24 protein-coding genes are annotated in these 21,511 nt (G+C 46.9%); 18 read left to right on the forward strand and 6 right to left on the reverse strand.

All coding sequences use genetic code 11. From position 1 onward, the window contains the following. Window positions 1–221 precede the first annotated feature (221 nt). On the reverse strand, window positions 222–782 hold the full coding sequence (locus tag VLX91_08365) for a hypothetical protein (GenBank protein HUI30218.1): 561 nt from the start codon (window positions 780–782) through the stop codon (window positions 222–224). Between the two features lie 595 nt (window positions 783–1,377). On the opposite strand from VLX91_08365, the gene VLX91_08370 reads away from it, so the two are divergent. The 4 genes from VLX91_08370 (at window position 1,378) to VLX91_08385 (ending at window position 6,395) form a co-directional block, all read left to right on the forward strand. Then, complete coding sequence (locus VLX91_08370; protein ID HUI30219.1) at window positions 1,378–2,697, forward strand: homoserine dehydrogenase; 1,320 nt, start codon at window positions 1,378–1,380, stop codon at window positions 2,695–2,697. A 365-nt stretch (window positions 2,698–3,062) separates the two neighbouring features. Then, window positions 3,063–4,052 (forward strand): aldo/keto reductase, encoded by a 990-nt coding sequence (locus VLX91_08375; protein HUI30220.1) that lies wholly within the window; start codon window positions 3,063–3,065, stop codon window positions 4,050–4,052. A gap of 27 nt (window positions 4,053–4,079) precedes the next feature. Next, on the forward strand, window positions 4,080–5,096 hold the full coding sequence (locus VLX91_08380; GenBank protein HUI30221.1) for a zinc-dependent alcohol dehydrogenase family protein: 1,017 nt from the start codon (window positions 4,080–4,082) through the stop codon (window positions 5,094–5,096). A gap of 591 nt (window positions 5,097–5,687) precedes the next feature. Continuing rightward, a complete protein-coding gene (locus tag VLX91_08385) occupies window positions 5,688–6,395 on the forward strand; it encodes an HNH endonuclease signature motif containing protein (protein HUI30222.1) in 708 nt (235 codons plus the stop codon). Window positions 6,396–6,414: 19 nt separating this feature from the next. Here VLX91_08385 and VLX91_08390 read toward each other — a convergent pair whose 3' ends face one another. Then, the gene (locus VLX91_08390; protein HUI30223.1) at window positions 6,415–6,816 is read right to left on the reverse strand and encodes a type II toxin-antitoxin system VapC family toxin; all 402 of its coding nucleotides are present in this window, start codon (window positions 6,814–6,816) and stop codon (window positions 6,415–6,417) included. Further along, window positions 6,794–7,069: an AbrB/MazE/SpoVT family DNA-binding domain-containing protein gene (locus VLX91_08395; protein ID HUI30224.1), complete on the reverse strand. Its 276-nt coding sequence runs from the start codon at window positions 7,067–7,069 to the stop codon at window positions 6,794–6,796. The genes VLX91_08390 and VLX91_08395 overlap by 23 nt, the downstream gene beginning before the upstream one ends. A 319-nt stretch (window positions 7,070–7,388) precedes the next feature. Here VLX91_08395 and VLX91_08400 point away from each other — a divergent pair, with 319 nt between their 5' ends. The 5 genes from VLX91_08400 to VLX91_08420 all read left to right on the forward strand — a co-directional run bounded on the left by VLX91_08400 (window position 7,389) and on the right by VLX91_08420 (window position 10,808). Then, window positions 7,389–8,240, forward strand: coding sequence for an aldo/keto reductase (locus VLX91_08400; GenBank protein ID HUI30225.1), 852 nt, complete (start codon window positions 7,389–7,391; stop codon window positions 8,238–8,240). A gap of 45 nt (window positions 8,241–8,285) precedes the next feature. Beyond that, window positions 8,286–8,864, forward strand: a complete 579-nt coding sequence (locus VLX91_08405; protein HUI30226.1) for an NAD(P)H-binding protein — start codon at window positions 8,286–8,288, stop codon at window positions 8,862–8,864. Between the two features lie 26 nt (window positions 8,865–8,890). Further along, window positions 8,891–9,310 (forward strand): cupin domain-containing protein, encoded by a 420-nt coding sequence (locus VLX91_08410; protein HUI30227.1) that lies wholly within the window; start codon window positions 8,891–8,893, stop codon window positions 9,308–9,310. A 4-nt stretch (window positions 9,311–9,314) separates the two neighbouring features. After that, the gene (locus VLX91_08415) at window positions 9,315–9,827 is read left to right on the forward strand and encodes a hypothetical protein (protein ID HUI30228.1); all 513 of its coding nucleotides are present in this window, start codon (window positions 9,315–9,317) and stop codon (window positions 9,825–9,827) included. 87 nt (window positions 9,828–9,914) lie between these two features. Beyond that, window positions 9,915–10,808 (forward strand): helix-turn-helix transcriptional regulator, encoded by an 894-nt coding sequence (locus tag VLX91_08420; GenBank protein ID HUI30229.1) that lies wholly within the window; start codon window positions 9,915–9,917, stop codon window positions 10,806–10,808. 24 nt (window positions 10,809–10,832) lie between these two features. Here VLX91_08420 and VLX91_08425 read toward each other — a convergent pair whose 3' ends face one another. Both VLX91_08425 and VLX91_08430 read right to left on the reverse strand, forming a co-directional pair. Then, the gene (locus VLX91_08425) at window positions 10,833–12,047 is read right to left on the reverse strand and encodes a hypothetical protein (protein ID HUI30230.1); all 1,215 of its coding nucleotides are present in this window, start codon (window positions 12,045–12,047) and stop codon (window positions 10,833–10,835) included. Continuing rightward, entirely contained in the window at window positions 12,037–12,336 is a 300-nt protein-coding gene (locus VLX91_08430) for a hypothetical protein (GenBank protein ID HUI30231.1), read from the reverse strand. Before VLX91_08430 ends, VLX91_08425 begins: the two co-directional genes overlap by 11 nt. A gap of 573 nt (window positions 12,337–12,909) precedes the next feature. Here VLX91_08430 and VLX91_08435 point away from each other — a divergent pair. After that, the gene (locus VLX91_08435; protein ID HUI30232.1) at window positions 12,910–13,311 is read left to right on the forward strand and encodes a hypothetical protein; all 402 of its coding nucleotides are present in this window, start codon (window positions 12,910–12,912) and stop codon (window positions 13,309–13,311) included. Between the two features lie 117 nt (window positions 13,312–13,428). Here the strand turns inward: VLX91_08435 and pgmB are convergent, their stop codons facing one another. Then, complete coding sequence (gene pgmB / locus VLX91_08440; protein ID HUI30233.1) at window positions 13,429–14,076, reverse strand: beta-phosphoglucomutase; 648 nt, start codon at window positions 14,074–14,076, stop codon at window positions 13,429–13,431. Between the two features lie 799 nt (window positions 14,077–14,875). Between pgmB and VLX91_08445 the strand changes: the two genes are divergently transcribed. The 8 genes from VLX91_08445 (at window position 14,876) to VLX91_08480 (ending at window position 21,498) form a co-directional block, all read left to right on the forward strand. Continuing rightward, entirely contained in the window at window positions 14,876–15,238 is a 363-nt protein-coding gene (locus VLX91_08445; protein ID HUI30234.1) for a DUF6249 domain-containing protein, read from the forward strand. After that, a complete protein-coding gene (locus VLX91_08450) occupies window positions 15,238–15,801 on the forward strand; it encodes a sigma-70 family RNA polymerase sigma factor (GenBank protein HUI30235.1) in 564 nt (187 codons plus the stop codon). Before VLX91_08445 ends, VLX91_08450 begins: the two co-directional genes overlap by 1 nt. Further along, window positions 15,798–16,214 carry a hypothetical protein gene (locus VLX91_08455; GenBank protein ID HUI30236.1) on the forward strand — a complete coding sequence of 139 codons (417 nt, stop codon included), beginning with the start codon at window positions 15,798–15,800 and terminating at the stop codon, window positions 16,212–16,214. The genes VLX91_08450 and VLX91_08455 overlap by 4 nt, the downstream gene beginning before the upstream one ends. 178 nt (window positions 16,215–16,392) lie before the next feature. Next, on the forward strand, window positions 16,393–16,719 hold the full coding sequence (locus tag VLX91_08460) for a hypothetical protein (protein HUI30237.1): 327 nt from the start codon (window positions 16,393–16,395) through the stop codon (window positions 16,717–16,719). A 217-nt stretch (window positions 16,720–16,936) separates the two neighbouring features. Continuing rightward, a complete protein-coding gene (locus VLX91_08465; GenBank protein ID HUI30238.1) occupies window positions 16,937–17,104 on the forward strand; it encodes a hypothetical protein in 168 nt (55 codons plus the stop codon). Window positions 17,105–17,356: 252 nt separating this feature from the next. Continuing rightward, the gene (locus VLX91_08470) at window positions 17,357–18,769 is read left to right on the forward strand and encodes a chloride channel protein (GenBank protein HUI30239.1); all 1,413 of its coding nucleotides are present in this window, start codon (window positions 17,357–17,359) and stop codon (window positions 18,767–18,769) included. Window positions 18,770–19,048: 279 nt separating this feature from the next. Beyond that, window positions 19,049–20,284 (forward strand): FtsX-like permease family protein, encoded by a 1,236-nt coding sequence (locus VLX91_08475; GenBank protein ID HUI30240.1) that lies wholly within the window; start codon window positions 19,049–19,051, stop codon window positions 20,282–20,284. Beyond that, window positions 20,284–21,498 (forward strand): ABC transporter permease, encoded by a 1,215-nt coding sequence (locus VLX91_08480; protein HUI30241.1) that lies wholly within the window; start codon window positions 20,284–20,286, stop codon window positions 21,496–21,498. Before VLX91_08475 ends, VLX91_08480 begins: the two co-directional genes overlap by 1 nt. Window positions 21,499–21,511 lie beyond the last annotated feature (13 nt).

The raw sequence follows: 21,511 nt of genomic DNA on the forward strand, positions 1-21,511 counted from the left end.
TCTAACTTTTTAATGTCCCAAATTCCGATTCGCATTGATAGAACGGCGATGGAAACGACAGTTCTCCAGGAGTGTCGGCGCACGAGGTTCCCTTCGGCCAATGGAGCTGTTTTGGCAACCTATTGCGGGATCACTTCTCGGGTACACGGCGGCGGCGCGGCAACAATGCAGTGGTAATTCAAAAGTCGGTATGCAAAATAGTCAATGTAAATTCCCATTGGTTATTTGCCTGTCCATGTGAGTTCGAATTCACAATAACCCTTATTAGACTCAATTAATGTTACGTATCTCATATTTACATCTTTGGCGCCTGACATCTCTAGAGCTTTCGTGTAGAATCCGATAATACTAAAACCCATAAGTCTATGCTGTTTTTCAAATCCAGTAAATGTCAACGTTGCTCTGTTGTTTCCCATTTTTACATTTACTGATATTCCTCTGAAATAAGTCTCAAATACCATTGACGATCTATTTAAGACAAATTCCGGCGATCCTAATTTTATGAAGAACTTATATAAACCCTTCAACTGTTTTTCAATTAACGTCTCGGATCTTTTTATCAATTCATTTTCATGACCATTTGCTGTCTGTAAAAGATCTTGTTCTAGAAACCTGACAAAATCATCCAATCTGTACCAACTTGATGACAATACTATGTTCTCAAATACCTTCTTGGTTTCGTCATTCAACCTGCCGACTATATTATCATAAACATCTTCACCATTTCTTTTCTTGATGGATTCGATAGAATCACGAATCACAGAACCCTTGATTTCAATCATCTGATGACTCCTCTGTCATTTTTCGTTAGTATTAAGCAAGGCATCGGCCCCAGGGAGCTTGGTCGGGATTGGTTCAAAAGTTCTTGGAATAACACTCTTGATTACGGTCGCGAGCACGAAACTCTTCTATGCCATTCCCTGCCTCCTGAGTGAATATTATTGAACGCGGCCGAGAAATGCAAATGGAGACTGCTCGAAAAGAAAAGTCCCTCCAAAAAATTTGACGGGACTTAGAGAAAATTCCAAGCTTGAGAAGCCTGAATTTGCTCGGCGACAAGATCCGTTTCTTACAAAGTGGCAACCTCTTCGTATATGGGGGTTGTGCTTGAAGTTAGGCATTAGCCGAATACCCTGTGAAGGGTGTGGATACTCGGCGTATTGCCCGCATGAATAATATCAGATTTCTGCGTATCTTGAGCTCCAGACGTCTCGAGCGAAAGCCGGCTCGATACGTTCGAAACCGAAAAATGAAACCGCTGAGAACGCCGAGATAGTTTATTGGGAGGACGAGTTGGTATTTTTTTGCACTTTCGCGGTCAAAAATATTCTTGCTTCACGAATCTAGTTTTTAGGCGATAAAACCTACTATGTTCAAATGAAAACTTTTAACATTGCCATTTTCGGGTGCGGCACTGTGGGCAGCGCAGTCGCAGGAATTCTTCTCGATATGAAGAACGTGCTCTCTGACCGTTCTTCGCGAACCGTTGAGCTGAGGAAGATAGTCGACCTTTTTCCCGGGAAGAATTCTAAGAAGTATAACATTCCACCGGACCTCTTCTGCGGCGGCGGAAAAGATTTGACGAAGCAGGAAGCATCGAAATGTATTTCTGAGATTATTGACGACAAAGAGATTGACCTTGTGGTAGAAACGATCGGAGGGACCAGCGATTATCTGCTGTCGGTGATTCTCAAAGCGCTGAACGCAAAGAAGCATGTCGTTACCGCGAACAAGGCTATGCTCGCGGAGAGAGGAGATGTTATCTTCAGAACGGCAAGAGAAAACAACGTTACCCTTGGCTGCGAAGCAAGCGTGTGCGGCGCCATACCGATTATCAAGACGATACGGGAAAGTTTCACTGGAGATGAGGTGCGGGAAGTTTCTGGCATTATGAACGGCACCAGCAACTACGTCCTTTCGAAGATGGAGCTCGACGGGGTCGATTTTAAGTCAGCGCTGAAGATGGCACAGGAATCCGGATTCGCTGAATCAGATCCCACGCTCGACATAACAGGCGGGGATGCGGCTCATAAGCTTGCCATACTTATTCGGCTCGCATTTGGCAAGGAAATAAATTACAGCGATCTGACAAAGGAAGGGATTCAAAACATCGAGAAGGAAGATATTGAATTTGCCAATGAAATGGGTTGTACCATCAAGCTTATCTGCCATGCAAAGAAGATTGACGGGAAAATATTTGCTGCCGTGAGGCCGATGATGGTGAAGCACGATAATTTCCTCTCACAAGTACACGGGGCAACCAACTGTGTAGAGGTAATTAATAAATATTCCGGCAGGCACTATTTTATGGGCGCTGGCGCGGGAGGCTTGGAAACTGCAAGCTCCATAGTTGCCGATATTGTTTTTACAGCTCGCTACGGTGCCAGCGTTGAAAATGTCCCCGCATCATCGCAGTTAGAATTGGTTGACGCCGACCATTTTGAGTTTCCATATAATATCACATTTTCAACCGAAGATTGTCCCGGGGTTACCGGACTGGTAACGACTGCAATTGGCGAACATAAAATCAACATAGATACGGTGAGCCACAATCGTCGCAACAAGGAGAAGGCTGTTTTTTCTGTGGTGACAATGCCATGCACGATGCGGCAGATCAAGAGCGCGATTGCATCGATCAGAAAAAAATCACCTGATTTACTTGCGGATGAACCGAAGGCGATTCCGATCTTGCAGTAAGCAGCTTCGTCTAGAAGAGTGGTAGTGGTACAGTTCGACGTTCTCCGCGAGTTGAGCCGCCAATCGAATGGCACGCAGGAGGATGTCGTTCATATCTGAGGCGGCCTTGATTCGAAACCTGTGGGAACTTGCTCCCACACTGTCAAACGAGTTATAGCTGTTTCCATTATGGGGGAACAAATTGTCGGTTTCTTCAGAGCGAAGGATGCAGGTCGGTTAGAGATATGAATGAGGTCGCCAGTCATGTAAAATTGTATAAGTAATCCCGCCTTTTGTATAACATCCTCCCAGCTCAGCCACGTTATATTAGTATCGCGAGTTTCGACTCGTTGTTATTGTCAACATACGATAGAAAAGGAGAAACAATGCAGAAGCGTAAACTAGGAAAGAGCGGCCCGGAAGTTTCAGCGCTCGGGCTTGGCTGCATGGGAATGAGCTTTGCCTACGGGCCGGCTCCGGACAAAAAAGAAATGATCGCGCTAATACGCAAAGCGGTGGAGCTCGGCGTGACGTTCTTCGACACCGCAGAAGCGTACGGCCCGTTCATAAACGAAGAACTTGTGGGCGAAGCACTTGCTCCGTTCAAGGGAGAGGTGGTCATCGCCACGAAATTCGGTTTCAAATACGATCCCAGCGGGAAACAGACGGGCCAGGATAGTCGGCCTGAACATATCAAAGAAGTCGCTGAGGCTTCGCTGAAACGACTTAAGGTCGATGCCATCGATCTCTTCTACCAGCATCGCGTCGACACGAGTATGCCGATCGAAGACGTGGCAGGAACGGTGAAGAAGCTGATTCAGGAGGGAAAGGTGAAGCACTTTGGCCTTTCGGAAGCAGGAGTGAAAACCATTCGCCGTGCGCACGCTGTTCAGCCAGTGACTGCACTTCAAAGCGAATATTCGTTGTGGTGGAGACGACCCGAAGAGGAAGTCTTGCCAACTCTCGAGGAACTCGGGATCGGATTCGTTCCATTCAGCCCACTTGGCAAAGGTTACCTCACGGGAAAGATCGATGAGAAAACGAAATTCGACAAATCTGACTTCCGTAATATTGTACCACGCTTTACGCCTGAGAATCGAAAAATGAATCAGTCCCTGGTTGACTTGCTCGCATCCATCGGGAAGAGGAAGAAGGCAACGCCCGCCCAGATAGCACTTGCATGGCTCCTTGCGCAGAAGTCATGGATCGTTCCAATTCCGGGAACCACGAAGCTGAACCGTCTTGATGAGAACATCGGAGCAGTTGAAGTCGAGCTTAATCCTGAGGATCTTCGTGAAATTGAAGACGTTGCGTCAAAAATCGCGGTTCAAGGCGCCCGGTATCCCGAAGAACTGGAACGAAGGACAGGTCTCTAATTAATATCAAAGAAAGGAATTTTTGACGTGAAAGCGACGGTAATATATGGGCCGCGCGATGTGCGCTTCGAAGAGCGCGACGACCCAAAGATCATAAAGCCAACGGACGCCATTGTTCGGATCTCGGCGACCTGCGTCTGTGGTTCCGACCTCTGGACTTACCGCGGCATCAATGCGGTTGACCAACCTGCTCCGTTCGGCCATGAATACTGCGGGATCGTCGAGAAGGCAGGAGGCGCAGTCAAATCCATCGAACCCGGCCAATTTGTAATCGGTTCTTTTTTCGCCTCCGATAACACATGTCCACATTGCCACGCCGGCTATCAGTCGTCTTGTGAGCACAAAGAGTTGGTTGTCGGCGCTCAGGCACCTCTGCTGCGCGTCCCGTTAGCGGACGGCACGCTGGTCCCAACACCCGGTGTTCCATCGGAGGATTTAATCCCAAGTCTGCTGACACTCTCCGATGTCATGGGCACCGGATGGTTCGCTGCCGACGCAGCGAACGTCAAGCCGGGCTCGACCGCGGCGGTCGTCGGTGACGGCGCGGTCGGTCTCCTTGGTGTGCTCTCCGCAAAACATATGGGCGCCAAACGAATCATCGCGATGAGCCGTCACGAGTCGCGGCAGAAACTTGCCCGCGAGTTCGGTGCAACCGATATCGTGGCCGAGCGCGGTGAGGAAGGTGTTCAACGTATCAAGGAACTGACGAACGGAATCGGTGCTGACTCGGTGCTTGAGTGTGTAGGTACCCAGGAAGCAATGGTGCAGGCGATCCGTTCCACGCGGCCCGGTGGGTCAGTGGGCTACGTTGGTGTCCCGCACGGTGTTGAGCTCAAAGGCGAGGAACTGTTTTGGACTCACGTCCATCTCCATGGCGGCCCCGCGCCTGTGCGGCGCTATTTGCCCGAGTTGATCAAACTCGTGTGGAACAGGAAGATCAACCCCGGCAAGGTCTTCGATCTGACCCTGCCGCTTGACAGAGTGGCGGAAGGTTACCGCGCTATGGATGAGCGAAAAGCGATTAAAACGCTCTTGCGTCCGTAAATCAAGGAGAACCCGCAAATGGCCAAATAGCCGAAAGACGAACTAGGCAGTATCGCAAAGGCCGATGACCGAAATAATTTTCGACGGGAGGCGCCTCATGCGGCGCTGGTTTAGGAGCGGGTGCTAAGAGGAATTTGAATCGTTCAACGACAACTTAATTCTTCTCAGCGCAGTATCTAGGTCCCTCTTTATTTGATGCTCCCATATCCTCAAAACCTTCCATCCTTCTTTCCGAAGAACTCTGTTCACTTCGCGGTCACGCTCTTTATTTCTTTTCAGCTTTTTTGTCCAGTATCCTTTATTTGACTTAGGAGTGTTATGATGGTACGGGCAGACGTGCCAAAAACAGGAATCCAGAAAAACGACTACCCTTTTCTTTCTAAAGACAAAATCTGGTTTCCCTTTGATAGTGGAACAGTTCCGTGAAAAGCTTAATCGTCTTTTGCGAAGTTCTTTTGCAACGATCAATTCGATCGAAGTGTCTTTGCTTCAAATGTTCTACATGTTCTTTCTACGTTGTGCTTTTGTAAGGTTATCAGCCATGCAGCATTTAGTTTCCCTTTTTATTATCTTGAACAAAAATTAGAAAAAATGAACATCGATGATATAATATCGTACTCTGACATTGTTTCGGCAGAGGGACAAAATATTCAGCGCGGGATGAACTTTAATGTTGGCAATGGCTACTCAGTGTTTCTAATGTCCGTTAGGAAAAACGCACCATACGCCGACAAGATCAATGAAGCAACTAATTCGATTGTTTATGAAGGCCATGATGCTCAAAAGAATCATGCGAGAAATCCAAAGGACGTCGATCAACCGATGGTCACACCTAAAGGCTCTCTAACTCAGAACGGAAAGTTTTTTGCCGCCGCTCAAGCGTTCAAACTTGGTTTGACGCGAGATGCTCATAAGATCAAAGTTTATGAGAAGCTGGATGAGGGAGTGTGGTCTTACAAGGGATTCTTCAACCTAGTCGACGCGAGGATTTTCTTCGATGGAAAAAGAAACGTTTTCAAGTTTTACCTTCAAGCTATTGAGTTGAAATCTTTCCATCGAGAAACAATCATCCCCAACAGCAGGTTGATTCCGACAGAAGTGAAAATCGAAGTATGGAATCGGGATAGAGGAAGATGTGTGCTTTGTGGATCCACTGAGAACCTACATTACGATCACGACCTTCCATTTTCAAAAGGTGGGACAAGCTATAGTGCGAAGAATGTGAGAATACTTTGTCTCAAATGTAATCTGAAGAAATCCTCAAAGATAATGACCATCATACCGCCGTTATTCTCATGAATCCCGCATCCGGGCCATCTTATTTTATCCATTTTATCTCAACTTGTCTTTCCATCTGTTTGAATTCTCGATCACCAGTCACCAACACTGCTTTCATCTGTTTTGCGAGTGCGGCGCAGTACGCATCACCAAGTGAAAGATGGTAAGTCGCTTTTAATTCCGCAGCCAGCTCGGCGAGTTCTCGGTTGACATCCACTACCGCAAGAGTCGTTTCATGTTCAAATTGTTTTGCCGCTTTCACTCCAGTCTCTCCCTGAATTTGCTGGACGCGGTAAAGAACTTCTGTCCAGTTCACTGCAGAGATGTACACTTCTTTGTTTTGATCCACTGCTTGAGAGAGAAGCTGCTCCACCTGTTCTGCTGCAGGCTCATCGAACAGCAGGGCAAGAACTGCGGAGCTATCGAATACCGTGTTTGCCAAGCTTCGCCTCTTCCTTATGCAGGTCTTCTTTGCGGTCGTCAAGCAGCTGTTGCGTTGCCGGCTTCGTGCCGGGTTTCAACTTCAGGATCCCTCTGAATTTTTTTATCGTCTCGCGAGTGATCGGCTTCAAAACGATTTCGAACTTCTCTTCGTCAATTTCGAGCTTAAACCTCGTTCCTTCTTGAATGCCGAATTTCCTCCGCACAGAAGACGGAATGACAATCTGTCCCTTTGTCCTTGCTATTGTTTCCATCGCAGAACTCCTTTTAAATTGGCGTATGAAATCTAATATATTTCTTACTAAAAGTCAACGGTCGGACACACAATATATTTCCTACTTAAGCCGAAAAGAAGAAATATTTTTCACTAGCGGAACACCTCACGTCCTCGTTGAATCGGGCGTTTTGCTTATGATATACGGCTTGCTTTCGAGTCCCTTTTCTAAGTGACTGAAAAATGTATCTTTATTCCCGCCTTTTGTATAACACATGCCCAGCTTTTCGTTCTTAAATTTGTATCTGAAACCCTTTGGTTTATTCTTACGGTTAATCTGATACACAAGGAGGAAAATCATGCAGAAGGTTGTATTAAATAACGGTGTGGAGATGCCCATCTTAGGGTTTGGTGTTTATCAGGTACCTGACGCCCGGGAATGTGAAAGAAGTGTCCACGAAGCTATACAGACAGGCTATCGCCTGATAGATACCGCGGCTGCATACATGAATGAGGAGGCTGTCGGCAAAGCGATCAAGAAAAGCGGCGTGGCGAGGGAAGAACTGTTCGTCACAACGAAGCTTTGGATTCAAGATGCTGGTTATGATAGCACAAAGAAGGCTTTTGAAAAATCATTGAAGAAGCTGCGGTTAGATTACCTGGACCTCTATTTGATTCATCAACCCTTTGGGGACGTTTACGGCTCCTGGCGAGCGATGGAAGAGCTTTGTTCGGAGGGGAAGGTTAGAGCGATCGGTGTCAGCAACTTCCAGCCGGATCGGATAATGGATTTGATCGTTCATAACAAAGTGGTTCCATCGGTAAATCAGATCGAGACTCACCCTTTCAACCAGCAAATCGAAAATCAAAAATTCCTTCAGGAAAACAAAGTCCAGATCGAATCCTGGGCACCGTTCGCTGAAGGCAAAAACAACATTTTCAAGAATGAATCGCTCCTTTCTATTGCCGACAAACATAAGAGAACGGTTGCTCAGGTGATTCTGCGCTGGTTGACGCAAAGAGGAGTAGTTGTTATTCCAAAATCGGTTCACAAAGAAAGAATTATCGAAAACTTTAACGTCTTCGATTTTGAATTGAGTCATGAGGATATGGATTCAATTGCGACGGTGGATATGAAGGTTAGCAGCTTCTTCGACCATCGTAATCCGGAAATGGTGAAATGGCTATGCAGCAGAAAACTCGATATCTAAAACCAATGTTATCATCAAACAATTTCGAAAGAGCGAGATAGAGAAATGAAAAACGTTTTGATATTGGGCGCTAGCGGCAAGATTGCAGGTAAAGTAATTGACCTGTTGATGAAAAAGGAGGATATCCGCTTGAACCTTTTCTTGCGAAATCCTCGCAGACTGAGAAATCGTGCAAATGATAATTGCCGCATCATCGAAGGCGACGTTTTAAATCTAAATGATCTAAAAGAAGCCATGACGGGGATCGATATTGTCTACGCAAACCTTGCGGGCGATTTGGAGCAGATGGCGAGAAATATTGTTAAGATCATGGATGAGAAGAAGGTGAAGAGGCTTATATTCATTAGTTCGATAGGTATTTATGACGAACCAGTAAGGCCTGTATTGAAGCCTTATAGAAAAGCAGCGGATGTCATAGAAGCATCGGATCTCGAGTACACGATCTTAAGACCAACGTGGTTCACCAACGCAGACGAAGTCGATTATGAAATAACCAGGAAAGGCGAACCGGAGAGAGGTTCGGTAATTTCTCAAAAGAGTTTAGCAGCGTTCATCGCGAAAGTCATTGAATCTCCCGACAACTATATTCGTGAGAACCTGGGGATAAACAAACCAAATTCTTAGTACCACAAACAAAAAGGAATTCTAAAATGGAAATTAAACGAAACGGTTCACAGCCTTCAGGCAAAGGCCCGGATGAATACTTCACCGGCACTGTCCGCATTGATCCACTGTTCGAGGCGCCTGCCCCTGCACGCGCGCGCGGTGCCTATGTCACATTTGAGCCCGGCGCACATACAGCATGGCACACGCATCCTCTCGGACAGACACTGATCGTCACGTCGGGCTGCGGCTGGGTGCAGAGCGAGGGCGGCCCAAAACGAGAAATCCGGCCTGGCGACGTAGTCTGGTGCCCGCCGAATGAGAGGCATTGGCACGGTGCCACACCGACCACCGCCATGACTCATATCGCGATCCAGGAAGCGCTCGATGGAAAGGTAGTCACATGGATGGAAAAGGTCAGCGATGAGCAATACAACGGAATTCTGCGCGCAAAGGAGGGCAATTGATGATATGACAACTCTCAACGGATGGGAAAACTTCTACATAATCGTCGGCTCATCTGCCGGCGCGCTGATAGGACTGCAGTTCGTTGTCATTACGCTCATTGACCGGGCGTCGCGGCCTGCCGCCGAGGCCGGGGCCGCATTTGCGACCCCAAGCGTCGTCCATTTTGGAGCTGTCCTATTGCTGTCGGCTATTGTCAGCGTTCCGTGGGATGGAATCACCGCGGCTTCAGTTCTTTGGGGACTCGTGGGCTTCTGCGGATTCGTGTACGCAGCAGTCGTAGCTCGACGTATGCGAGCGCAAACTGCCTACCGGCCGGTATTCGAAGACTGGCTGTTTCACGCTCTGCTTCCACTTGCAGCGTATACATTGCTCGCGCTATCGGCATTCTTTGCTGACTCCCACACTGCCAGGGCCCTACTCGGCGTCGGCGCCTCGTCGTTGCTGCTTCTCTTTATCGGTATCCACAACGCCTGGGACTCCGCAACGTACAATATCTTTGTCGGGAAAAGAAGATAGGGCGATAATGAACGGAACCCCGGGGGAAACATGGAGACTACTGTTTATTCTCTCATCGGACAGAACTAACTTTAAATGGATTGACGTATGATACATTTCAAAACAATCAGCGACCTAGATCAAGCAGAAGGTTTTCCGCCGCCGGAAAATCCGTTGTTCAGCTTGAACGTGCTTGAGGGTCCGAACAATTTGAAGAGGAACATAGAATTTACGTGCGATTGCTATATCGTTTGCTTCAAAAAAGTTAAAGCAGGCGAACTGTGGTACGGCAAGACGAAATACGACCATGACAAGGGTCTCATGTTCTTCACGAGGCCGAGACAGCTAATTGTTGCTCGCGGCCTTCAATACGCGGAAAAAGGATTCGTCCTTCATTTTCACGAAGACTTCCTGACGGGGCATCCCCTTTTCTCGGAAATAAAAAAATACAACTTCTTCGACTACGAAATTCACGAGGCGCTCCATCTCTCGCCCCGTGAGAAAGAAATCATGTGGTCGTTGTTCCATAAAATGGAAACGGAGTATCACAACAACCCGGATGAGTTCAGCAAGTCCATCATCCTTTCGCATTTAGATTCAATGCTGAAATACGCCCAGCGTTTCTATAAAAGACAGTTCATCGATAGGAGGCAGTTGTCGGGCGCAACGGTTACAAAATTCAATGAGTGTCTTAATGCTTATTTTGAAAAAGGAGAAGTAGTAGAAAAGGGATTGCCTACCGTGAATTTCATGGCTTCCCAACTTCATCTGTCGCCAAAATATTTAAGCGATTTATTGAAGCAGGAGACCGGCAAAACTGCCCTGGAGTTGATTCATCTCTATATGATTTCCGAAGCCAAAAACATGCTTGTAGCCGGCGACCAAAGCATATCTGAAGTCGCGTACCGGCTTGGCTTTGAAAACCCACCCTACTTTTCCCGGCTGTTCAAAAAAGAAGTGGGTGTAAGTCCGAAGGAATACAAAGACCAGCTGTTAAATTGATTCATCCGTCCTGTTTGTTCCAAGTTAACCCTTTTTCTTACGGGAGCGGTCTTTCCAATTTACACTATCTCGTATATTCCTGAATTCCATCTCACGCAACTTTTCCAAGAATTCCCTCTCTCGTGTAAGTTGCTCCTCTGGTTTTATTCCTAAATCAGTTCCAGGTTCCTTTTGCATTTTATCAAGTTTGCGCTCATTTTCCGTCTTACTCTTCGGATTATCTTGGCTGACTTCCAGAACACGCTTGTCGAGCGCCTCCCGGGCCTCTTGGATTGACTTCCTAAATCGTTCTTCACTTGCTTTGTCAAGTTCGCTGAGTCGCGCTTCTATCTGTCCTTCAATTTGCTTCAGGTCTGCCTCAGACTTTTTTTCCTCGCCCGTTTGAAGCCGCACACGTTCCTCTTCTTCATTTTCTTCCTTACTTGACGAAAGTGCAGTTTTTACCTTTGCAAGCTCCTCCATAAAGCGTTTCTGAAGTTCATCTTCGGCTTGTTTCTTGGTCTTTTCTATGAGGGCTTTACGCTCGACATCCGATAGTTGGCCCTTCTCCTTAGTTACGGTTTCTTTCAACTCAAAAATTGCTTTTTCGTATAGTGCACTTGTCTCGACACGCGCCTTTTCTTCAGTTTTCCTGATTTCATCTGCCAACAGCTTTCGATAAGAATCGTCCACCTTCTTGAATTCAACGTCGAACAACTTCTTTGCTTCCTTCCTCACTTCCTTCAATAACTTCTCTTTTTCCTTATCAAAATTCACGATCAAAGCCGCTGTTTCAGCGTCGTGTCTTTCGCGTTCTTGCTTCAGAATCTCCGCGACCCGCTGTTCGCCTTTACTGGCCTCTTCCATAAATCTGTCATGGTACTCAGCTTCAAGCCGTTCTTCGATCTTGTGAACCTCCTCAGTAAGTTTTTTGAGATAATCAGTTTCAACCCTGTGCTCAATTTCATTTCTTGGAGAAGATTCATCGCCTGTTTTCGTCAATTCGGCAGACTGCGGGTTATCCCTCGCCATCCGCAATTCTTCTATTCTCTCTTCAAGTGCAAAGATGTAACCATTTTTCGGATCCATGGTCCTTACAGTATCAAGCTCGACCTTGGCTTTATCCAGGTTGCCATCCTTGATGAGCTTGTCTACGATCTTCAGGCGATCCGAAATCTCCCTTTTACGAAGATCCGAAAACGGCCGCGCCGTCGGCGTAACCGGAGCTTTGGCCCTCTTGTTATCGTTGTTAAAAATCATCTCGCTCTCCTTTGAGTATCATTGGGTTTACGCGATAGTGCATATTATGCCAACGGAGGAGTGGAGGTGTGAGTGCACTGACGCTGTCCGTGATCAACGGCGACAGGACCTTGTCTTCGAAAGCCCTCACAATAATTTTGTTCGGTGTGGCTTGACCGGCGGCCGTGATCCTTGTGACGCATCTCGTGACGACATCCGCCTGGTTGAGGATGATCCCGCTCGCTGAAAGAATGACAACGGCGGGAATCAGCAACGCCGCTAAGGGAGCCAGGGTTTGCCCTGTATCCATTTCTCTGCCTCATGAATTGTCTTTGCAGCGTGTCAGTACCTTAAGGCACGGACATGACCACTCTCCGAGCGCTGAAAGATTTTAACCTTAGCACTTTTGTTTCTTCGTCTTGCTGTTCTTCAAGTCTCTATCGCCGGCTCCCTATTTCATCCCTCAACAGAATTGCGTCAAGCTCGGCACAATGATCTTTGCCATCGTACAGCAGACGTAAACAAAGCTTAAAACATTCCTTGTCACAAAGCAAGTCCTATGCATTCGAATTATAAAAATTCTCAATTAGATATCAAAATTGATAACTAGATGCGGTCAATCGCTTTTCAGAAATCATCCCTGCCCGTCCGAAAATGGTCGGATACCTTTGCCAGCCAGGCCACGGGATGAGATCCCGTCGTTGAAGATGGGCTAAAACATAATATTTACACAATTTGGCAAGCAGCAATGAGGCCGGAACTAAAGGCGGTGTAGTGTCCCCCATGCTCCTGGGGTTGTGATCTAGAATCCTGGTCTCTGGTTCGGATCAAGAACCAGTTTGTCCGGCGTCTCCACTCAGGGAGTTCATCATGCACGTGCGCCATGTCCCCGAAAAATAAAAATCCCGATGAAGACATCGGGCATCTCTCATTCCTCGGTCCACCCAAATCTACCAACCTCTTGCACCTCAAAATTCCGATAATCTGCAGGAAAAAAGATAGAGGCGAGAACATTTCTTATCTCGATTCAGCTAGCATGGCGCCGCATTTCAATCTCGAAGGCGATATAGAAATTCCGTCAATTGCACCTTGCGACAAAATCAAACTTGCCGTTAAACCTGCATTAGTGCCGACGAAGGTCGATCCAATCACCAGAGCTCTACAGTACAAGACTCTGATTGAGGACGGATTTGTCAAGAATCAATCAGAGTTACCTGCTTGTCTCCGGAGGAGTCGGGCATGGGTGAGCAGGGTGATGAGGATTCTGAGAGGACCAGAATATTGACGAGAAAGGAGTTTGAAGCGAGAAAGAACGGCATTCTGCCCATGTCATTAGTACTTGAGCTGGGGGCAGGTAAGGCAAACCCACCAGGCACGGCGGAACTCAAATCCCGCCTCTGGTTTACAACGACAGGAGCTTCTCGATTGAAATCGCAGAGAGATCAGGAACCACGATATCCGCCTTCGGAAGACGCTCTTTTGTGCCTATCCCCAGAGCCTTCATACCTGCCCGATGGGCGGCTTCAAGTCCGGCGACAGCGTCTTCGACGACGAGGCAGTTCGCGGGGGGAACCGAGACTTTCTTTGCAGCCAACAGGAACGGTTCCGGATCAGGTTTGTTGTTCTTGATATCATAGCCGTCGACAATGGCATCAAGATACTGCTCAATGCCTACCTGCCGGATGATCGTCTTCGCGTTCCGGCTATTCGAGGCAACTGCGACCTTGATGCCGCGCTGCCTGAGATCTTTCAATGCGTTCAAAGCTCCCGGAAGAAGCTCATCGGGGGTCACCGCCTCCAACGACTTGGCAAAATATCGGTTCTTTCGGTCAGCCAGTTCCTGTTTTTGTTCCGGGGTGAACGTGCGTGCCGAGGCCCTCGTGAGAATTTCGACGCACTCTATCCGGGCGATACCGCGAAATTTGTCATTGAATTCATGATCAAAGAAATCGAACCCCTCCTCCTTCGACAACTTCAACCATGACATGTAATGGTATTCGTCGGTAGAGACCAGCACACCATCGAGGTCAAACAGCACAGCCTTGATCATCAAACCGTTTTCTCCGTTTGTTGTTGAGAACCGTGTTCAACGGGAATGTAGTGAGAACTCGTCATTGTACTCACCTAAACCCAAGTAATGCCCGGACATCGCAGCAGCCTTCTTTCAGGTGTCCTCCAGGTCGTGGATAATTGTTTGCCGTTTTTGGAGACTCGGTCTCACTTGAATCTTGCTTTATCCACGTAGAATCGCTCATCCCACCATTCTTCGCTTCACTGCGAAGCCACTCGGTAAATATAGAATGAGTCGTTGGAAAATACAATTTGCGAGCCAGAGCCGTTTGGACTGAATCAATCTCGGGATACAAGCGAGCAGTACACTGACTTGCCCCTAGTTGATGCACCACTCACAAGTTAGCAATCTACTCAGATATTGTCAGCCCGAATCGAAACATGACGATCTAATTTCTTCATGCCGGCTCATGGTACACCTTGAGACTATTCTTTTCCCTATTCGCTCCTCGGTCTGCTCAATTCTATCAACTTTTTTCATCTCATCTTTCCTGTAATTTGCAGGAAAATTCAGAGAGGAGAAAATATATTCACCCTCGAATCAATTTGTCTGTTAGAATACTTCGATCTACCCTCTCCAGCGGTCTTTTGTACGATTCAGGTTGCCAATGTCTGACCGGACGGGGAGCGCCACATTTGTGCACAACATGTGGGCAAGAATCGATATCAATTCTTGGATAAGATGATTGCCGTGTATTGTCACCTAATTCCATTCCCGGTAGTCATATATTGTGAATGGATTTCTAAAAGAAGTAAAAACCACAAAGCAGGAGAACAAAATGCTTAATGAAGTGACAGGATTAATTGCGGTAGTTCTTATTTTTGGAGCGTTGCCCGCTGCAGTTGTCTTAATTTATTATTTCAGCAGGAAAGCCAAACATAGAGAAAGATTGGCTTTAATCGAAAAGGGAATAGACGCGTCCACTTTTATGAAGTCTGAAACCATTATCCATGATGCTTTAATGTGGGGAATGCTCATCATCGGGATCGGACTGGGATTGCTCCTCGGTGATATTGTTTCTACCTTTACACCATTGAGAGAGGAATACACAATGCCCAGCATGTCTCTTCTATTTGGAGGCCTCGGACTAGTTTGCTTCTACGCGTATAGAAGGAAAGCTGAGATGAAATCCGCCCAATAATGGACGAGTTGTACATAGGACTTATTCTCAGGGGAGACGTATCCAAGTACTCCTATTTTGTTGAAAAGTATAAAGGCATGGCATTTTCCATTGCGTTTCGAATTGTCAATAACAAAGAAGATGCAGAAGAAATCGTTCAGGATGCCTTCCTGAAAGCGTTCAAGTCGCTTAATAAGTTTAGAAGAGATTCGAAATTCTCGACCTGGTTTTACAGGATCGTTGTAAATACCTCGCTGTCAAGAGTAAGGAACAAAACGCCGGAATCGAGCAACTTAGGCGACGATGAGATCGGGAATACAATGGCAGAGAACGTCGAGTCCGCATATCACAGCTTGGATCTGTCTGAACGTAAAACATTTATTCAAAACGCGCTGGAGGAATTGAGTATTGAGGACAGGCTGCTTCTGACTCTGCATTACTTAAATGAAAATTCCGTCGAAGAGATCACGGAAATAACGGATATCACCCGTGACAATGTGAAAACAAAATTGCACCGGGCAAGGAATAGACTTTACAAAGTTATGAATAAGAAACTCAAGGCGGAGGTTCAATCCATACTATGACGAAAAATCTGAGCATCGAAGAGTTGACAAGAGATATTTTGAAAAATAGTTTCATGGATTTATCCGACGACAATTTTAATGCAGCGACGATGGCGAGAATAATCCGTGAAAACCGCAAATACCACATCATCGAGAATGCCCTGTTATTTTTTCTCGTGTTCCTCGCGATTGACACATTCATCTTGTTGCTGATGTGGCTTACAGGGCTGAATGTTTTTGATGTTGCGACTGCGCCGGCCCATGCGCTAAGTGAAATACTCCTTCAAGCTGGCAGGTTGCAAAATTCAATTATTGACTACCCATTCATAAAGTATTTCATGATCTCACTGGGCGGGTTGATAGTGATATTCAATATCGGAGAACTAAAACTGAACTCATGGAAGGGCCGAAGAGGAGAAGCAGAAAAAGTGTAGTTAACAGATCTCCGGCTCCAGATGCATTTTGTCCGAGTCAGGCTGCCAATGCTTGACCGGATTATTGACTTGTCATTGGCACATCAGTTGGAGGCGGGTCACGACCAATTCAGGGAAGACTGGTGGTTCGAGTTATCGTACCTTATCGCTCCTTGATCCGGTCAATTCTACCAACTTTTTGCACCTCAAATTCCCGATAATTTGCAGGAAAATCGACAGAGGGGAGAATGTTTTCTATCTTGATTCCATCCAGCTATTCGACTATCTCGACTTGGAAGGGGTGGACACCGAAAATTTGTCAACCGCTCTCTGCGATGAACTAGTCAAACCTAGGAAGCCTAAACCGGTGTCAGCAGAAATCAATCCGTTGAAGAGAGCTCAGCAGTACAAGTCGCTGATTGACTTGGGAATTGTCAAAAACCAGTCTGAGCTTGCAGATTATCTCGGCAAAAGCCGTGCATGGGTAAGCAAAGCGATGAAAATATTGAGGCAATTGAACAGGTAAAAGCGGGGTAAACTATCTACGCGTAATGCTACTGGTTGACCGGATTACTAACTTAATGTTGGTACATCAACTGGGGGCAGGTCAAATGTACTTGAAGTCCTTCGGCGATCGCTTGAAGACATTCACGTCATGATAAGTTGAACGAGGTTGTCTCTCTTGATTATCCTTCGGAGTTCATGCTTCTCGCCGCAATGAATCCCTGAGAGTGCGGAAGCTTTTGAAACTTGAACTCAACCTGCAAATGTACCATTACCATGATACGGCAGCGGATGGCGGAGACAGGGGGCAGTTGCTGGATAGGGTGGAAAGACATATTGACTTTCCCCTGGCCCAATGGAAGGTCGCATTGTGCAATCGATATGGAGATCGGCAAGCGTCGACATAATATCGTTGCCGCATCAGCTCGCTAATGTCTGACCAAATCACTAACTTATCATTTAGGTTTGTGAGAGATGGTGTGATTTTATTTTGACAACTTATCATGGCTATTTCTCTCGACTTAAAGGAGACCTTTTTGAAAATATCATTGGCATACAATGTCGGGGCAGGTCAAGCTAACATGCCACAGATAACGGAAAGACACCATATAGCAGGAATGAAGTAGTGAGATGAAGTAGTGATACAACAAAAATCTATCATGAGAAAATCAGTTACAGAATCAACGGTGCTCTTTTTGAGCATCATCAAGTGGATATTTCTTGCGACCATAGCTGGTGTGATTGTTGGAGGAGCTGTATCATTGTTTCTCAAGGCCCTGACTTGGAGTATTGGGATTACTACACAACACGCCAACTTTTTCTGGTTCCTTCCGGTCTCTCTATTTTTAAGCTCGCTGATGATCAAGTATCTTGCCCCCGACGCAGAAGGGCATGGCACTGAGAAAGTCATAGAGGCCGTTCACAAACGAGCGGGGAAGATTTCCATTCTCGTGATTCCCGTGAAGGCCGTTGCAACCCTTCTTACTCTTGCTCTGGGAGGATCTGTTGGTAAAGAGGGGCCCTGTGCGCAAATTGGCGCTGGGCTGACATCGCTGTATAGCGACATCTTCAAGTTTGACGATCATGACCGCAAGAAGATGGTTATCTGTGGAATCAGTGCGGGTTTTGCTTCGGTGTTTGGAGCACCGATTGCCGGATCAATCTTTGGCGTTGAAGTATTGTTTGTGGGAGCAATCATGTACGACGTTTTACTGCCCTCGTTTATCGCCGGGATCACTTCGTATCAAGTGTCATCCGCACTCGGGGTTATGTATTTCCACCAACCGATTAGTGTCATCCCGGTTTTCTCAGAATTATTCGTGGTCAAAGTCTTCCTCGCCGGGCTTTTTTTCGGGGTCTGTTCAATAATCCTTATAGAAGCCCTCAAGTTGGGTGAAAAACTGTCGAACCGAATTCACGTTTGGGCGCCGTTGAAAGGCATTATCGGAGGTGTAGTTCTCGTTGCCTTAACGTATCTCTTTTCAACCCGCTACCTTGGTCTCGGCCTTCAGACCGTGGAATCAAACCTCCGGGGAAACGGAACTGACTGGTATGCGTTTCTATTGAAACCAGTGTTCACAAGTCTGACGCTAAGCTTTGGTGGAAGTGGCGGAATCGTAACGCCTATTTTTTTTGTTGGCTCAACAGCCGGAATAACTTTCGCCAATCTCATGCATTTGGATGCGTCGACATTTGCAGCCATCGGTCTCGTGGCTGTCCTGGCGGGTTCAGCTAATACCCCAATCGCTGCGAGCATTATGTCTGTCGAATTGTTCGGGCCCGCCATCGCGCCTTATGCAACTCTAGCGTGTGTGGTCAGCTTTCTCATGACGGGACATAGGAGTGTTTATCCATCTCAAGTTCTGTCAATTTCCAAATCTCCATTGCTTCAAGTGGAGATTGGGAAAGAGATTGAGGAAATACAAGCGACACTGGATCTTAGAAAAAGGGGATTCATAAGTAGAATATTCCGGCTTCTCAAAAGGATCGAAGAGACGGTCAATAGAATTCAGAGTGGCGGTACGTCATCTAATGGTACAAACAATGACACTCCAACGGTTGATAAGAAATAATGGAGTCCGTTCAATGCCGCTACCAACCTGCCCCCAAAACCAATCTGGTATTATCTCAGTACGAGAGTCGGATCACCAACTTTGCATTGGTACATAGTTGGAGGGCTGGTCACTTTTAGGTTCGTTGAACTATTTTTGATCCTCCTTTTGCAATGGTGGATTCTTTTATGCCGTTTATCTGACAGCGATGGAAATCCGATTTCAGACAGATGAAGCAATTGGAACAATCCAAACTGGAGAGTTAGTAGCCTTGAATTCTAAAGTCTTAATTTGAGTGAAATGCTTTTAACACGATTGGCCTGGCGAAGTTTGTGGCGGAACTGGCGGCGAACGTTGATAGCGATGGCCGCTGTAATCTTTGCAATTTCACTCTCAATCATACAGCGCGGAATACAATACGGAACATACGCAGAGACTATCAACGCAGCGGTTCGTATGTCTACAGGTTACCTCCAGATTCAGAAGGTAGGTTACAACAAGACTCCGACACTGCAGAAGAGTTTTGATCTAACTCCAAAGATCTTTGATGCAATCAAAAGCATTTCGCAAATAAACGGTTACTCGCCGAGGATTCAGACCGACGGGCTTCTGAGCTATCGCGACCAGTCGCTTGGGACGATGGTCATGGGAGTTTCGCCAAAATCCGAAGGGCTCGTTACCGACTTCCAAAAGAAAATCAACCGCGGACATTTTCTATCGGTCGGTAATGATCGAAGCACAACCGAGATTGTTGTGGGATACAAACTATTGGACAATCTTGGCGCCAAGGTCGGAGATTCGGTCGTTATGCTCGCACAGGGCTTCGACGGAACACTCGGTAATATGTTTGTCAGAATCGGCGGCACGTTTAAGACCGGTTCCGACGAATTCGACCGCATGGGCACCTTCATGGACATATCGGATCTTCAGAATTTTCTGGGTATGGATGACAGGATAAACGCCGTCGCCATCTCGGTTCGAAATCAAGAAGATGTAGGGAAAATTGTAGACCGTCTCAATCGGACATTGAAACCTATGGGACTCGTTGCGCTCTCCTGGCAGGAGTTGTTGCCGCAGCTGAAGCAAACCATCGAGCTCGACAATTCCAGCGGCGTACTTTATATAATAATTCTGCTGGCGGTGGTTGGATTCGGAATATTGAACACCGTCCTTATGTCGATTACGGAAAGGTTCAGGGAATACGGCGTGATGCTCTCGCTCGGAATGTCTCAAGAGAGACTCGTAGTTGCGGTGGCATTGGAAGTCTTTTTCATGCTCGTGTTAGGTTTCGCTATCGGAAATGGAATCGGAATCGCAGTGAACTCATACTTCGTACAACATCCCATCCAGTTGGGAGGCGACGTCGCAGAACTTTACAGGGAATATAACTTTGCACCTGTGCTTGTTTCGTCGCTTTCGTTCAAAATCTTCCTCGATTCCACCCTGACGATACTCGGGATCTCAATAGTGGCAGCGGTCTACCCGCTTTGGAGGGTGCTGAAGTTGGAACCTCTGAAAGGAATAAGATACACCTGATGATACGCAAGATAGCATGGCGGAATATTCTGCGGAACAAGCGGAGGTCATTGATACTGGTCATCTCGATAATAATCGGTGTGATGGCGATTGTTCTTACTGACGGTCTCTCCGTCGGCATGATGCAGCAGATGCTGACTAACCAGATCGGGGCCGACGCTGGTTACATTCAGGTTCACAAAAAAGGTTACCAGGCAAATCCTGCGCTCAAGAATTCAGTTGCAGATCCTGAAGAGATCCGAACTGCGCTTGCAAAGGTGACCCTTCCATGCAATGTGTCCGAAAGATTGCGGACATTTGGAATCGTCAGCAGTGCCTATAATTCATCGGGAGTCTCAATCCTCGGGGTGGAACCAGGTTCAGAGAAGAAAGTTACCACGATCTGCAAATATGTCACTAAAGGAACTTATCTCTCGGGTAAGCCTGCTGAAATTCTGATAAGTTCATCGGCAGCTGAAAAACTGAAAGTGGAGCTTGGCGACAAAGTGGTCGTGATGGCGTCGCGCTTTGACGGGAGTATCGGGTCAGAAGCGTGCCGCGTTGTCGGGATATTCGAAACGTTCGACTCCGGATTCGACCAGGGACACGTTTATATCTCACTGCAGACTGCCCAGCAGATGCTCGGTACAGATAATCGCATATCAGAATTCGTTGTCAACCCAGTCGACGCCAAACAGACCGATATGGTTGCAAACGAGATTAGATCCAAATTGACGAATTCATATGAAGTGTTGACTTACAGGCAAATGCTCCCGCTCCTCGTCATGCAGGTACAACTTTATGACGAAACGATCTATATATTTTACGCGATCATCGCCATCGCTTTGATATTCGGAATAGTCAACACGATGCTCATGGCTGTAATGGAACGGACGCATGAGTTCGGTGTGGATATGGCTATCGGGATGTCGAACAGGAGAATTTTCGCCATGATCCTCACGGAGGCTGCGTTTCTCGGCATAGTTGGCACAGCAGTCGGGCTGGTCGCATCTTTCGCAATATTCATCCCTCTTTCTTATTCAGGATGGAACCTGGCGATGTTTTCCGAAAGCCTGAGATCGCTCGGTGTCGGTACGACCATTTATCCGATTTTGACTGCCTCGTCGCTTGTCAACGCGATAGTAATCATACCGATCGCGACCATCATTGGTGCTGTCTATCCAGCAACCAGGGCAATAAGACTGCGTCCTGTCGAAGCAATTCGAGCAACTTAGAAATGGAATCTTA

It is taken from the genome of Candidatus Acidiferrales bacterium, assembly GCA_035515795.1.
Classification (GTDB): Bacteria; Bacteroidota; Ignavibacteria; order Kryptoniales; family JAKASW01; genus JAKASW01.

Bases quoted from the DNA above. Each gene is read 5' to 3' on its own strand.
- VLX91_08375 (HUI30220.1), top strand. From the start codon at position 3,063: ATGCAGAAGCGTAAACTAGGAAAGAGCGGCCCGGAAGTTTCAGCGCTC.
- VLX91_08420 (HUI30229.1), top strand. From the start codon at position 9,915: ATGATACATTTCAAAACAATCAGCGACCTAGATCAAGCAGAAGGTTTT.
- VLX91_08445 (HUI30234.1), top strand. From the start codon at position 14,876: ATGCTTAATGAAGTGACAGGATTAATTGCGGTAGTTCTTATTTTTGGA.
- VLX91_08435 (HUI30232.1), top strand. From the start codon at position 12,910: ATGTCCCCGAAAAATAAAAATCCCGATGAAGACATCGGGCATCTCTCA.
- VLX91_08430 (HUI30231.1), bottom strand. From the start codon at position 12,336: ATGGATACAGGGCAAACCCTGGCTCCCTTAGCGGCGTTGCTGATTCCC.
- VLX91_08400 (HUI30225.1), top strand. From the start codon at position 7,389: ATGCAGAAGGTTGTATTAAATAACGGTGTGGAGATGCCCATCTTAGGG.
- VLX91_08370 (HUI30219.1), top strand. From the start codon at position 1,378: ATGAAAACTTTTAACATTGCCATTTTCGGGTGCGGCACTGTGGGCAGC.
- VLX91_08425 (HUI30230.1), bottom strand. From the start codon at position 12,047: ATGATTTTTAACAACGATAACAAGAGGGCCAAAGCTCCGGTTACGCCG.
- pgmB (HUI30233.1), bottom strand. From the start codon at position 14,076: ATGATCAAGGCTGTGCTGTTTGACCTCGATGGTGTGCTGGTCTCTACC.
- VLX91_08410 (HUI30227.1), top strand. From the start codon at position 8,891: ATGGAAATTAAACGAAACGGTTCACAGCCTTCAGGCAAAGGCCCGGAT.
- VLX91_08455 (HUI30236.1), top strand. From the start codon at position 15,798: ATGACGAAAAATCTGAGCATCGAAGAGTTGACAAGAGATATTTTGAAA.
- VLX91_08365 (HUI30218.1), bottom strand. From the start codon at position 782: ATGATTGAAATCAAGGGTTCTGTGATTCGTGATTCTATCGAATCCATC.
- VLX91_08415 (HUI30228.1), top strand. From the start codon at position 9,315: ATGACAACTCTCAACGGATGGGAAAACTTCTACATAATCGTCGGCTCA.
- VLX91_08405 (HUI30226.1), top strand. From the start codon at position 8,286: ATGAAAAACGTTTTGATATTGGGCGCTAGCGGCAAGATTGCAGGTAAA.
- VLX91_08475 (HUI30240.1), top strand. From the start codon at position 19,049: ATGCTTTTAACACGATTGGCCTGGCGAAGTTTGTGGCGGAACTGGCGG.
- VLX91_08470 (HUI30239.1), top strand. From the start codon at position 17,357: ATGAGAAAATCAGTTACAGAATCAACGGTGCTCTTTTTGAGCATCATC.
- VLX91_08385 (HUI30222.1), top strand. From the start codon at position 5,688: ATGAACATCGATGATATAATATCGTACTCTGACATTGTTTCGGCAGAG.
- VLX91_08480 (HUI30241.1), top strand. From the start codon at position 20,284: ATGATACGCAAGATAGCATGGCGGAATATTCTGCGGAACAAGCGGAGG.
- VLX91_08450 (HUI30235.1), top strand. From the start codon at position 15,238: ATGGACGAGTTGTACATAGGACTTATTCTCAGGGGAGACGTATCCAAG.
- VLX91_08395 (HUI30224.1), bottom strand. From the start codon at position 7,069: ATGGAAACAATAGCAAGGACAAAGGGACAGATTGTCATTCCGTCTTCT.